At 49.1% G+C, this 12,317-nt stretch carries 12 protein-coding genes; 9 read left to right on the top strand and 3 right to left on the bottom strand.

The features are described 5' to 3' along the window. Positions 1-35 precede the first annotated feature (35 nt). Genes rnd through Q1B11_RS00965 form a run of 3 tightly spaced genes read left to right on the top strand, consistent with a single transcriptional unit; the run spans position 36 to position 1,945 of the window. A complete protein-coding gene (gene rnd, locus Q1B11_RS00975) occupies positions 36-1,184 on the top strand; it encodes a ribonuclease D (RefSeq protein ID WP_299725978.1) in 1,149 nt (382 codons plus the stop codon). Beyond that, entirely contained in the window at positions 1,185-1,490 is a 306-nt protein-coding gene (locus Q1B11_RS00970) for a YcgL domain-containing protein (protein WP_299725975.1), read from the top strand. Next, a complete protein-coding gene (locus Q1B11_RS00965; RefSeq protein ID WP_299725973.1) occupies positions 1,487-1,945 on the top strand; it encodes a YcgN family cysteine cluster protein in 459 nt (152 codons plus the stop codon). The genes Q1B11_RS00970 and Q1B11_RS00965 overlap by 4 nt, the downstream gene beginning before the upstream one ends. A 39-nt stretch (positions 1,946-1,984) precedes the next feature. Here Q1B11_RS00965 and Q1B11_RS00960 read toward each other — a convergent pair whose 3' ends face one another. From Q1B11_RS00960 to Q1B11_RS00950, 3 genes are read right to left on the bottom strand one after another with little or no spacing between them, the layout of a single operon-like run. Next, positions 1,985-2,131: a hypothetical protein gene (locus tag Q1B11_RS00960; protein ID WP_299725971.1), complete on the bottom strand. Its 147-nt coding sequence runs from the start codon at positions 2,129-2,131 to the stop codon at positions 1,985-1,987. Between the two features lie 35 nt (positions 2,132-2,166). After that, positions 2,167-2,730, bottom strand: a complete 564-nt coding sequence (locus Q1B11_RS00955) for a nitroreductase (RefSeq protein WP_299725969.1) — start codon at positions 2,728-2,730, stop codon at positions 2,167-2,169. Positions 2,731-2,754: 24 nt separating this feature from the next. Further along, positions 2,755-3,399, bottom strand: coding sequence for a TetR/AcrR family transcriptional regulator (locus tag Q1B11_RS00950; protein WP_299725967.1), 645 nt, complete (start codon positions 3,397-3,399; stop codon positions 2,755-2,757). A gap of 164 nt (positions 3,400-3,563) precedes the next feature. Here Q1B11_RS00950 and Q1B11_RS00945 point away from each other — a divergent pair, with 164 nt between their 5' ends. The 6 genes from Q1B11_RS00945 to Q1B11_RS00920 all read left to right on the top strand — a co-directional run bounded on the left by Q1B11_RS00945 (position 3,564) and on the right by Q1B11_RS00920 (position 12,189). Further along, positions 3,564-5,402: an acyclic terpene utilization AtuA family protein gene (locus Q1B11_RS00945; protein WP_299725965.1), complete on the top strand. Its 1,839-nt coding sequence runs from the start codon at positions 3,564-3,566 to the stop codon at positions 5,400-5,402. After that, positions 5,399-7,015, top strand: a complete 1,617-nt coding sequence (locus tag Q1B11_RS00940) for an acyl-CoA carboxylase subunit beta (RefSeq protein ID WP_299725962.1) — start codon at positions 5,399-5,401, stop codon at positions 7,013-7,015. Before Q1B11_RS00945 ends, Q1B11_RS00940 begins: the two co-directional genes overlap by 4 nt. 262 nt (positions 7,016-7,277) lie before the next feature. Beyond that, positions 7,278-8,426, top strand: a complete 1,149-nt coding sequence (locus tag Q1B11_RS00935; RefSeq protein WP_299725959.1) for an acyl-CoA dehydrogenase family protein — start codon at positions 7,278-7,280, stop codon at positions 8,424-8,426. A 5-nt stretch (positions 8,427-8,431) separates the two neighbouring features. Next, a complete protein-coding gene (locus Q1B11_RS00930; RefSeq protein WP_299725956.1) occupies positions 8,432-9,220 on the top strand; it encodes an enoyl-CoA hydratase/isomerase family protein in 789 nt (262 codons plus the stop codon). A 9-nt stretch (positions 9,221-9,229) separates the two neighbouring features. Then, positions 9,230-11,212 (top strand): acetyl-CoA carboxylase biotin carboxylase subunit, encoded by a 1,983-nt coding sequence (locus Q1B11_RS00925; protein WP_299725952.1) that lies wholly within the window; start codon positions 9,230-9,232, stop codon positions 11,210-11,212. A gap of 11 nt (positions 11,213-11,223) precedes the next feature. Continuing rightward, positions 11,224-12,189, top strand: a complete 966-nt coding sequence (locus Q1B11_RS00920; protein ID WP_299725949.1) for a nitronate monooxygenase — start codon at positions 11,224-11,226, stop codon at positions 12,187-12,189. The last annotated feature ends 128 nt before the right edge of the window (positions 12,190-12,317 follow it).

Below are 12,317 nucleotides of genomic sequence, written 5' to 3'. Positions count from 1 at the left end.
TTTGGGTATAATGAGATTTTCTGATCTAACATCTGATGATAAAAAATCGCTTACCCTCGCCAATCTGGATAAACAATAATCAAACACTGGAAGACCACTGCCAGCAGTGGTCCGAGCTGGACGCCATCGCTCTGGATACAGAGTTTATCCGCACCGACACCTTCTACCCGCTGCCTGGCTTAATACAGGTTGGGACTGGCACAGAAATTTTCCTGATTGACCCACTGACCATTGACCAGTGGCAACCGTTAGCGATGTTGTTTGATAACAACAGTGTCATCAAAGTGTTGCACGCCTGCAGTGAAGATCTCGAAGTGTTCAAACTGCTCACCGGCACCGTTCCACGACCACTGTTTGATACCCAACTGGCCGCAGCCTTTGCCAATCTTGGCTTCTCTCTTGGCTATCAAAAACTGCTCAATCAATTGTTAAACATTGATGTACCCAAGGATGAAACCCGCTCCGACTGGCGTCAGCGCCCTTTGACCGACGCTCAAATCAACTATGCCAGTCTCGATGTTGCCCATCTTCTGGATGTGTATAAGACATTGGATCAGAAATTACCCGCCAGCTCTAAAAAAGCATGGCTGGAAGACGAATGTCTTGCGATAACGTTGAACGTGCTACCCAATGATCCGGACAATGCCTGGCAGGATGTGAAAAAAGCCTGGCAGCTTAACCCACAACAGCTTGGTGTACTGAAAGCGCTGTGTACATTTCGTGAAACAGAATCACGGGCGTTGGATGTACCAAGAAACCGGGTCATCCCCAAAGGCAGCCTTTGGCCTCTGGCAAAATACCAGCCAAAAACTGTCGGAGAACTGCACCGAATACCGGATATGCGTTCCAATATTGTTCGTCAACAGGGCGAGCAGATGGTGGCCGTTATCAAAGCCGGCAGTCAAATACCTGATCACGAGCGCCCTGGCAAACTACCGCCTCCGCTACCAAAAGCCGCCAGAGACTGGGGCAAACGTATCAAGACTATATTAACGCAGCTGGCCGACGAGCTGGATTTACCCCTTGAGCTGCTGATACCGGGCAAATTAACCACGCCAATTCTGAGAAACTGGCTGAATACCGGACACTTTGCCCTACCCGATACCCTCACCGGCTGGCGACGTGATATCATCGGCACCCCGCTGATCAAGCGTCTACATCAATTAAGCGAATCGGATCATTGAATGAAGTCTCTGGTTTCCATCTACAAAAGCCCGAAACGGGATGAGATGTACCTTTATGTCAGAAAGGGTACGGTACTGGATAAAGATCTGCCGGAAGCGCTGATTCAAGTCTTTGGCAAACCAGCACACGTATTTGATATGTTACTGACGCCAGAAAAAAAGCTGGCACGGGTTGCAACGGCAACCGTTCTGCAATCCATTGAAGACAGTGGTTTTTATCTGCAAATGCCGCCCGCAGAAACGGAGCAGGATGATTACCTGATCAAACTTCCCGATGAATTTCTGTCGTTTAATGACCCGGTATGAACAACTCACTTAATAGCTCCCCCTTCTGGCAGACCAAATCTCTGGAAGAGATGTCGGCGGAGGAATGGGAAAGCCTGTGCGACCGCTGCGGAAAATGCTGTCTACACAAATTGGAAGACGAAGACACCGGTGACGTGTATTACACATCCGTTGCCTGCAAGTTGCTGGATACCAAAAGCTGCCAGTGTACTGATTACCCAAATCGCAAACAGATTGTGCCGGATTGTACTGTGCTGACGATTAAAGATATCCGACACTTTCACTGGCTGCCGGATACCTGCGCCTATCGGCTGATTAGTGAGAACAAGCCTTTATACGACTGGCATCCACTGATTTCAGGCTCTGGAAAATCCATTCACACCGCAGGCATTTCGGTAAAAGGCTGGGCGCTGTCGGAAAATGATATTGGGGATGACGATCTGGAAGATTTTATCATCCCTCATCAAATGGTTTAGGACCTACCCTTAGGAACTGTCACAAAATAACTTCCACCTTTAACCAGAACCGTTATCCGTTATCCGTTGTCCGTTGTCCGTTGTCCGTTGTCCGTTGTCCGTTGTCCGTAAAAGCCTTGCTGCTTGTGCTTTTACGGACAACGGAATACGGAATACGGAATACGGAATACGGTAAACGGTAAACACTTCTCTGACCAGTGAAGTTATTCAGTACCAGCTCCTTAATTACCCGACCATTCACTGACAAAATCGGAAACCTCCATCACCGGCAGCTTTTTCTGGCTGCCTGATGGTGTGCCCAGATAAATAAAGCCCATTAATGCTTCATTCTCCGCAAGCCCTAAACCCTCTGCCACCACCGGGTGATAGCACAAATCACCTGTCCGCCAGACTGCACCTACGCCCTGAGCATAAGCCGCCAGCAGTAATGACTGCACAGCCGCAGCTAGTGACATTTTCTGTTCAATCTCCGGTACTTTGGGGTGCTCTTTGACCGGGCAAATCGCCAACACCAATGTGGGTGCTCTTAAGGGCATGCCGCGAAAACGACTAAGGGCGTCTTCTGAAAGATCCTGCTGATCGAACCTAGCCGCCTTAGCCAGTAATTCACCCAATGCTTCCCGGGCTTCTCCACTCACGGTCAGGAAACGCCAAGGCCGAAGTCGAGCATGATCCGGTGCTCGCAATGCCGCCTGAAACATAACTTCCAACTGTTCAGGGGTTGGCCCGGGGCTTTCTAAAACGGGAGACGATCTTCGATTCAATAAAAGCTCTATTCCATCCATTATTCTTTTCTCGACTATTCTTTTTCAAGCCTGCGTTTTATTTAACGCCATAGACAACACGATTTCAGCTAACTCAATCAGTGAAAGACCTCCATCGGGCTTGTACCAATTAATCGTCCAGCTGATGGCGCCCGTTAATAATCGTCGGAGTACGACAGGTTCAACAGACGTCATCTGTTGCTCATAAGCTTGACCCAGTATATCCAACCATAACTGCTCGTAGGTGTCTCTAAGCGAGAGAATCTCTGCCTGATTTTCTTCGTTTAAACCCCGCCACTCATAAACCAGAACCACCATCTCAGAACCTGTGTCCACCAACACCGATTGCAACTCGCACACAATTAAAGCAAGCAGCTGTTCTCTTACACCGTCATTTAAGACAAGCGACTGCTTCATGATTTCAAGATTGAGCTGAATGGTTTCTTCCACCACGCTGCGAAGAATAGCTTGTTTGCTGGGATAATGATGAAAAAGGCTGCCGGACTGAATACCGACTTCTCTGGCGATATCCCGCACCGTCGTCCGCTGAAACCCTTGGGTTTTGAAAAGCTGAGCGGCCTGTTTGAGTAAACGCCCTTTGGCACTTTGCGGATCAACAATCGTACCCTGCGCGATGAGTTGTTGAGTCAACTGCTCAATGTCCTGGGAGCTCAATAAAATAAACGACATATAACGCTTGAATGATACCTGATTAATTATTCTGTTCTTGAAATGAGTATGCCTGAGAAGCACAACAAAGCAAACGCTTGGTTTTTTTGCCTCAAGGTATTCCCAACCAATCATGTGCTTGGTAGCCTACGCGTTATAACAATTTATAATGATCAGGCTTCACCATGTCTGCAGAATTTTCCAAAGAAAAAACCGTCCGAATCGGCTGTGCTTCCGCCTTTTGGGGAGACACCGGCGCCGCAGCCCACCAGCTCGTTCATGGGGGGCAGCTGGATTACCTGGTTTTTGATTATCTGGCCGAGATGACCATGTCCATCATGGCCGGCGCCAAAATGAAAAACCCCGATGCAGGTTTTGCGCCCGACTTCATCGCTACCCTGAAACCATTACTCAACGATATTAAATCCCAGGGCATTAAAGTCTGCAGCAATGCCGGTGGCATCAATGCCAGAGGCTGTGCTGAAGCCCTTGCTCATATCATCAAGGAATCCGACTTAGAGCTGACCGTTGCCGTTGTGGAAGGAGATGACCTATCACAAATTATCAATTCCGGTGACTATAAGACCAATGTCGTTGATATGTTCAGCGGTGAACCTTTCCCGGAACGGCTGGCCAGTGTTAATGCCTATTTGGGCGCACCCGCCATTGCCGAAGCGCTTGATGCCGGAGCCGACATTGTTATCACTGGTCGAGTCGTCGACAGCGCCGTGGTGCTCGCCCCGCTGGTGCATGAATTTGGCTGGTCATGGCAGGATTACGACAAACTGGCACAAGGTTCTCTGGCCGGTCATGTCATTGAATGTGGCACTCAAACGACAGGTGGCAACTTTACCGATTGGCATCTGGTCAAAGACGGCTACGCCAATATGGGCTTTCCCATCATTGAGTGTCATGAAGATGGCAGCTTTGTCGTGACCAAACCCCCGGAGACCGGCGGACTGGTCAGTTGCCATACCGTCAGCGAACAGATTCTTTACGAAATCGGCAACCCACAGGCGTATTTATTGCCCGATGTGACCTGCGATTTCAGCCAGACCTCACTACAACAAATCGACAACAATCGAGTTCTGGTAACCGGCGCCACCGGACGACCAGCGTCTGACAAATACAAAGTCAGCGCTACCTATATTGATGGTTATCGCTCTATCGCCAGCTTTATGATCGGCGGTATTGATGCGGCGGAAAAAGGTCAGGTGGTGGCGGAGTCCATTCTTAAACGGGTGCGCGATTTGCTGTCAGCTCGTGGATTCAGTGACTTCAGCGATACGGCCATAGAAGTGCTCGGTAGTGAAGCTACTTACGGTGCAAATACCACCGCACTGTCTACCCGCGAAGTGGTGGTAAAACTTGCTGTTTCCCACAGTGACAGAAAGGCACTGGGTTTATTTGGTTTGGAAATTGCCCAGGCGGCAACGGCCATGGCGCCCGGAATTACAGGCCTTGTGGGAGGCCGACCGAAAGCCAGCCCGCGAATTTGCCTGTTTTCATTTTTGCTGGATAAAACAGCCATCGCACCCACATTCACCCTGATCAATGACGATGACAAACCACAAAGTGTCTCCATCCATACCGGCGAATCTGTTCAGTCATCACCAGCACAGTGGATTGAAAAAACACTCCCTGAAAAGCTGGACGACACATCTACAATAACACTTCCTTTGATCAAACTGGCTCTGGCCCGCAGCGGCGATAAAGGTGACCACTGCAATATTGGTGTGATCGCCAGAAACACGCTTTTTCTACCTTATATGGAGGCCGCTCTGACACCAGAGAACATTGCCGCCTACTTCAGCCATATGCTAAGCAATAAGAGTGAAGTCACCAGATACCAACTTCCCAACATGGAAAGCATCAATATTCTGATCACCCACTGCCTCGGTGGCGGTGGTATGGCCAGCCTGAGAATTGATGCCCAGGGCAAAGCCGTTGCTCAACAACTGCTATCCATGCCAATCCCCATCAATAAAAAGCTATACGAACAGGTGACGGGAGAAGTCCAATGAGAGTCATCGAATCTCAGATAGACGTCTATGGATCAGAGTTTAACGATAATCGTGCATCCATGCAGGCAGCCATTGAACAGTATCGCACTCTGGAAAAGGCTGTTTTTGATAAAGCAGACAGTGCTCGTGAGAAATTCCATAAAAAGGGTAAGCTTTTACCCCGTGAGCGACTGGCACTGTTGTTAGACCCCGGCTCAGGTTTTATTGAACTGAGTTCATTAGCCGGTTATAAAATGCACGATGATAAAGATGGCTCTTCTGCCGGTGGCGGTATTATTGCCGGAATCGGTTATGTGGCCGGTGTCCGATGCATGTTGCAGGTAAATAACAGCGCTATTAAAGGCGGCACCATTTCGCCTGCTGGCCTTGATAAAACACTCCGCCTTCAGGAAGTAGCCAGAGACAATAAATTACCACTGATCACTCTGGCAGAAAGTGGCGGCGCTAACCTGATGTACGCCACCGACGTGTTTGTTCCCGGCGCTCGTGCTTTTGCCAATCAGGCTCGACTCTCTGCAGATGGTATACCTCAAATCACTGTCGTACATGGCAGTGCAACGGCCGGTGGTGCTTATCAACCCGGGCTTTCGGATTATGTAATTGCCGTAAAAAATCAGGCCAAAATGTTTCTGGCAGGCCCTCCCTTGTTGAAAGCGGCAACCGGTGAAATCGCTACCGATGAAGAACTGGGTGGCAGCGATCTGCATACTTACGAAGCGGGAACTGCTGACTATCAAGCTCACAACGATCACGAAGGCATCGCCATTGCCCGGGAAGTGGTTGAAAGTCTGGGTTGGAATGAGCAACTGACATTACCGGAAAAAGCGGTTGCCAAACCTCCCCGCTACGACATTGAAGAACTGCTGGGCATCATCCCTTGTGAAAGCAAAAAGCCCTACGATGTTCGCGAAGTCATTGCCCGACTGGTGGATGATTCCGCCTTCAGCGACTTCAAAGGCGATTTTGATCTGCAAACCGTCTGCGGATTTGCAGCGATAGATGGCCATCGAATCGGCATTATAGGCAACAATGGCCCAATAACTGCCAAGGGCGCCAACAAAGCCGCGCAGTTTATTCAACTCTGCCAACAGAGCAATCGTGCCCTGCTCTTTTTACACAACACCACTGGTTTTATGGTCGGCACAGAGGCAGAGCAAAGCGGAATCATTAAACATGGTTCAAAAATGATTCAGGCCGTTGCTAATGCCACTGTTCCCAAACTGTCCATTTTAATTGGCGGCTCCTATGGCGCAGGTAACTATGCCATGTGTGGCCGAGGCCTAGACCCACGATTTATCTTCTCCTGGCCTAATGCCAAAACGGCCGTTATGGGCGGTGAACAGGCGGGCAAAGTACTCCGGATTGTCAGTGAAGAAAAACTTCGCAAGATGGGACAGGAACCAGACGCCACCCAAATGGAACAACTTGAAGTAGCAACAGCAGCAAAACTGAATGCCGGATCCACCGCAGTCTTTGGCACTGCGCGCCTTTGGGATGATGGATTGATCGACCCCCGGGATACCCGTGAGCTGTTGATTAATTTTCTGGACATCTGCTGGCAAGCTGAACACCGGAATTTGCAAAAGAATACATTTGGCGTCGCTCGTTTCTAACGAACCTATTTTAGGCGTCTCGTTCCCACGCTGTGAGACTGCCGCAAAAGGTGTTTAAAAACAGATCTCGTAGGTCGGTAACACTCAGGGTTGCCGACAATCAGCCTCTACAGCGCGGCGAGATGTCGGCAATTCTTGCAGAATTACCGACCTACGTGGTTTTGCGACACCCTCGCTGTGCTTGGGAATGCATACATAAGACTCCCACGCACAGCATGGGAGCCAGATTTTTAAAACCAACTATAAGAATGAAGGACTAACCATGCTACTCACTCAGGAACACCTTGAACTCAAGCGCACCATCGCCAATTTTGTCGAAAAAGACATCAACCCTTACGTAGATGAGTGGGAAGCCTCCGGCATTTTTCCAGCCAAAGAAGTCTTCAAAAAGATGGGAGACCTTGGTCTTTTAGGAATAAGCAAGCCTGAAGAATTTGGTGGCATGGGACTGGATTACACCTACGAAATGCTCGCCGCCGAAGAATTTGGTGCCATTCGCTGTGGCGGTATTCCCATGGCCATTGGCGTGCAAACCAATATGGCAACACCAGCGCTGGCTCGTTTTGGTAGCGACTATCTCCGGAAGACTTATCTGGCACCTGCCATTGCCGGTGATATGGTGGGCTGTATCGGCGTCAGTGAACCCGGCGCTGGCAGTGATGTAGCCAACATAAAAACAAACGCCGTTAAAGACGGCGATGATTACGTAATCAATGGCACCAAAATGTGGATCACCAATGCGACACAGGCAGACTTTATCTGCCTCTTGGTGAACTCTTCTGACGAGCCGGCCCATAAAAATAAATCGCTTATCGTGGTACCTACCAACACCCCAGGCGTTTCGTTCTCAGAAAAACTGAACAAACTGGGAATGCGCAGTTCTGACACAGCCCAGATTTTTTTCGACAATGTTCGCGTACCTCAAAAGAACCTGATTGGTCATGAAGGTGCAGGCTTTGTCATGCAGATGCAGCAATTTCAGGAAGAGCGGCTTTATGTGGCGGCCATGTCGATCAAGGGCATGGAAATCTGCATCAATGAAACCATGACCTACACCCGAGAGCGAAACGCATTCGGTAAGCCGTTAATTGCAAACCAATCTGTTTTATTCCGTCTGGCTGAACTGCAAACCGAAGTGGAATCACTTCGGGCACTCACCTATCAAGCCTGCGAGCGTTACAGTCAAGGCGAGGATGTTACAAAACTGGCTTCCATGGCCAAATTAAAATCCGGTCGCTTGTCCAGAGAAGTGAGCGACGCTTGTCTTCAATACTGGGGCGGTATGGGCTTTATGTGGGACAACATTGTCAGTCGCTTCTATCGAGACAATCGCCTTGGCTCCATTGGAGGCGGTGCCGATGAAATCATGCTGGGGATTATTGGCAAATACATGACATCCACCCAAAGGTAAGCGCCATGACGACCTTCAGTGATTATAAGACATTGCTCGTTGAACAAGCGTCAGGCGTGACAACCGTGACTCTGAATCGCCCGGAATTGGCGAATGCCATGAATCTGCAGATGGTAAAAGAACTGTCTCAAGTCATGAGCTCTATTGAACATCACCCCACCAGAGCGCTGGTTATTCATGGAGCCGATGGCAACTTCTGTGCCGGTGGTGATATTCGTGAAATGCAGTCTATTGCCAATGACAAAATTGAGTTAGCAAATTTCAATCGCTCTTTTGGCTTGATGATTGAACAGGCGGATCAACTTCCCTGCGTAGTGATTACTCTCTTACAGGGCGCAGTGCTCGGTGGTGGCTTTGGTCTTGCCTGCATTTCTGACGTTGCTATTGCCGATCATTCCGCGCGCTTTGCCATGCCAGAAACATCACTCGGAATCATCCCCGCGCAAATAGCGCCTTTTGTCGTGCAACGCATAGGCCTTACTTCAGCACGAAGGCTTGCCCTTCTTGGCGTGAGAATCCAATCAGAAGAAGCCTTACGGCTCGGCATTATTCACCAAATTGCTGATGATCAGGAAGCACTTGAACAACAACTGACGTCGGCGGTTAATCTTGCTCTGAACTGCGCACCGGTTGCTACCGTAACCACTAAAAAACTCCTGCATCAAATGTCCATAAATAATGACCTGCCCTCTATTCTGGATCAGGCCGCCGTCGATTTTGCCAATAGCATTCAAGGCGAAGGTCGTGAAGGTGCCATGGCATTTGCCCAGAAAAGAAAGCCCAACTGGCAATAGGAAAAGACCATGTTTGACAAAGTATTAGTGGCAAACCGTGGTGAAATTGCCAAACGAATTATCACGACGGCAAAAGCATTGGGCTACAGGACAGTGGCAGTTTACTCCGAACCTGACAGCCAAAGCCCTCATGTGTCATTAGCGGATGAAGCGGTTTGCCTCGGCGCTGGTGCTGCCAGCGACAGTTACCTGAATATCGATAACATTCTGAAAGCGGCCAGAATGACGGAAGCGAATGCTATTCATCCGGGCTACGGCTTCCTGTCTGAAAACAGTGCATTCGCAGAAGCCTGCCAACTGGAAGGCATCATCTTTATTGGCCCAAATACGTCGGCCATTGAATTGATGGGCAGCAAGCGCGCAGCCAAAGAAGCAATGATTACAGCCGGCGTGCCCTGCATTCCCGGTTACGAAGGAAAAGACCAGAGTGACTCTGTTCTGATAGACGCGGCAAATGACATTGGCTTTCCTCTTATGGTGAAAGCGTCTGCTGGCGGTGGTGGCCGGGGAATGCGTATTGTTGAAGCTGCCTCGGACCTTGCCGGCGCGATTAAATCAGCGCGTTCAGAAGCTCTCAATGCCTTTGGCTCTGATGAGCTGATTCTTGAGAAAGCATTACGCGCCTGCCGACATATTGAGATTCAGATCTTCGCTGATAATCATAACAATGTCGTACATCTCGGTGAGCGGGATTGCAGCATGCAGCGCCGTCACCAGAAAGTCATTGAAGAAGCACCTTCTCCGGTCATGACACCAGAGCTGCGTGACAGCATGGGAAAAGCCGCCATCGCTGCGGCAAGAGCTTGCAATTATCAAGGCGCTGGAACCGTTGAATTTTTGCTGGATCAGCATAATGAATTCTATTTCCTGGAGATGAATACACGACTACAGGTAGAACATCCGGTCACCGAACTGATTACCGGATATGACCTTGTTGAATGGCAGCTCAGAGTCGCTGCTGGTGAGCCACTGCCACGCACTCAGGATCAGCTGACCATTAACGGCCATGCCATTGAAGTCCGTCTTTATGCCGAAGATCCCGCCAATAACTTTATGCCGCAAACGGGAGAAATTGCGCTTTGGCACCCAGCTTCCCATGATGATCAAACGGGTGAAGCTTATCCCGGCGTACGGGTGGATTCAGGCATTCAGGAAGGCAATACCGTTAACGCTTTCTATGACTCTATGCTGGCAAAGTTTATTACCTGGGGAGAAAACCGGGAACAAGCGCGCCGTCGTCTGGTTCGGTTAGTTCAGGATTCCCACCTGCTCGGCCTTCGAGATAACCGCAGCTTCCTTAGTGAACTTCTGCACAGCGATACTTTTATTCAGGGTCAAACCACAACAGATTTCATTGAAACAGAGTTTACGGCTAACCCAAGCCTGTCTGTGCAAGAAGTATCCGACAATGAATGGATGCTGGCTGCTCTGCTGCTAAGTCATGGCATTGAAAACGACAATAGCCGATTACAAACCAGCATGATAGGAGAGCGGCAACTGTCTTTGGGCTGTGGGGATGTCAAAAAGATCTGTCGGATTCAGCAGATGGACAGTCACCAGTTCTGCCTGCAGCTGGATGACACAGTATCCATTTTTCATGTGATTAGCACTGACGACAATCAGCTGTGTTATCAACTCAATAATGTGCGAAAAACCATCACCTTTCACAAATCAAAAGCCAACGGATTCTGCTACAGCCTTTGGTTAGCATGCGCAAAGGGTAACCTTCATTTTCATGATCTTACTTTTCAAACCAGCCAGGATGAAAAAGCAGGTTCCAATAAGGTGCTGGCATCCATGGACGGTGTGGTGATTGACGTGCTGTTCAGTGAAGGCCAAACCGTGAAACAGGGCGAAGTGGTTGCCATTATCGAAGCCATGAAAATGGAACACCCATTGAAAGCCGGCGTGGATGGCAAAATCCGCCAGATTCTCGCGAGCCCCGGTGATCAGGTCAAAGGTCGACAGTTACTGATCGAAGTAGAAGAATAAGGAAAGCTGAAATGATCCAATCAATATTACCCGAACAGTGGCAAGACAGATTATCAATTCCTGTGGTGATGGCACCTATGTTTCTGGTGTCTGGCCCTGAAATGGTCATTGCTGGTTGTAAGAAAGGTGTCGTCGGTACGTTCCCGGCTCTTAACCAGCGAACCAGTGAAGGCTTTGAACAGTGGCTGATTCAGATTACGGAAGCTCTGACAACGTTTGAACAGGAAACCGGTAAGAAGGCAGCACCTTTTGGCGTTAATCTGATCACACATCCATCCAACCCACGAATGGAAGCGGATCTGGCACTTTGTATAAAATATAAAGTGCCACTGATCATTACCGCCTTGGGTGCTATGCGCAGTGTGACGGACCAAGTGCATCAGTATGGCGGTGTCGTATTTCATGATGCCATTAATATTCGTCATGCCAGAAAAGCAGCCGACGCCAATGTGGATGGTATTATCGCCGTCAGTGCAGGAGCCGGTGGCCATGCGGGCGCCATCAACCCTTTTGCATTAATTGAAGAGATCCGCGGTTTCTGGACTAAAACGTTACTACTTGGGGGCTGTATCAATCGAGGCCATCAGATTCATGCTGCGCAAGTGATGGGTGCAGATCTTGCCTATGTGGGTACTCGTTTTATCAACACATTAGAAAGTCGGGCACCGGAAGGCCACAAAACAATGATTCTGGAATCCACTGCCGACGATGTTGTGCATACTCCTGCAGTCACAGGCGTTCCTTCTAATTTTATGAAGCAGAGCCTACTCAATTCTGGTTATGATATGAAGGCACTGCTCGATCAAGGCCATATTGATTTCGGGAAAAAACTCACACCCTCTGGTTCCGACAGCTCTAAGGCCTGGCAGGATGTGTGGTCTGCTGGTCATGGTGTTTCAGGCATTAAAAACATTGTCAGCTGTGAGCAGTTAATTGAACAATTAGTCCTTGAATATAAAAACAGCAACTGTCGTTAGATTGCAGGGGTTATGCATGGGTTAGTATTGTATCAATCGGCACTATTTCAGGGTCACTTATGAATTTTCATTCATGAAAGAGCATGAGTCCCTGAAGATTCCTATGATATTCCATGTTAGAATAACTA

Origin of the sequence: uncultured Endozoicomonas sp., from assembly GCF_947495845.1 — a bacterium.
Classification (GTDB): Bacteria; Pseudomonadota; Gammaproteobacteria; order Pseudomonadales; family Endozoicomonadaceae; genus Endozoicomonas.
Note: the sequence above shows the minus strand (reverse complement) of the source record. Positions and strands in the feature narration are given on the sequence as shown.

What these genes read in the sequence shown, in the direction of transcription:
- rnd (WP_299725978.1), top strand. Translation starts at nt 36, where the DNA reads ATGATAAAAAATCGCTTACCCTCGCCAATCTGGATAAACAATAATCAA.
- Q1B11_RS00970 (WP_299725975.1), top strand. Translation starts at nt 1,185, where the DNA reads ATGAAGTCTCTGGTTTCCATCTACAAAAGCCCGAAACGGGATGAGATG.
- Q1B11_RS00965 (WP_299725973.1), top strand. Translation starts at nt 1,487, where the DNA reads ATGAACAACTCACTTAATAGCTCCCCCTTCTGGCAGACCAAATCTCTG.
- Q1B11_RS00955 (WP_299725969.1), bottom strand. Translation starts at nt 2,730, where the DNA reads ATGGATGGAATAGAGCTTTTATTGAATCGAAGATCGTCTCCCGTTTTA.
- Q1B11_RS00950 (WP_299725967.1), bottom strand. Translation starts at nt 3,399, where the DNA reads ATGTCGTTTATTTTATTGAGCTCCCAGGACATTGAGCAGTTGACTCAA.
- Q1B11_RS00945 (WP_299725965.1), top strand. Translation starts at nt 3,564, where the DNA reads ATGTCTGCAGAATTTTCCAAAGAAAAAACCGTCCGAATCGGCTGTGCT.
- Q1B11_RS00940 (WP_299725962.1), top strand. Translation starts at nt 5,399, where the DNA reads ATGAGAGTCATCGAATCTCAGATAGACGTCTATGGATCAGAGTTTAAC.
- Q1B11_RS00935 (WP_299725959.1), top strand. Translation starts at nt 7,278, where the DNA reads ATGCTACTCACTCAGGAACACCTTGAACTCAAGCGCACCATCGCCAAT.
- Q1B11_RS00930 (WP_299725956.1), top strand. Translation starts at nt 8,432, where the DNA reads ATGACGACCTTCAGTGATTATAAGACATTGCTCGTTGAACAAGCGTCA.
- Q1B11_RS00925 (WP_299725952.1), top strand. Translation starts at nt 9,230, where the DNA reads ATGTTTGACAAAGTATTAGTGGCAAACCGTGGTGAAATTGCCAAACGA.
- Q1B11_RS00920 (WP_299725949.1), top strand. Translation starts at nt 11,224, where the DNA reads ATGATCCAATCAATATTACCCGAACAGTGGCAAGACAGATTATCAATT.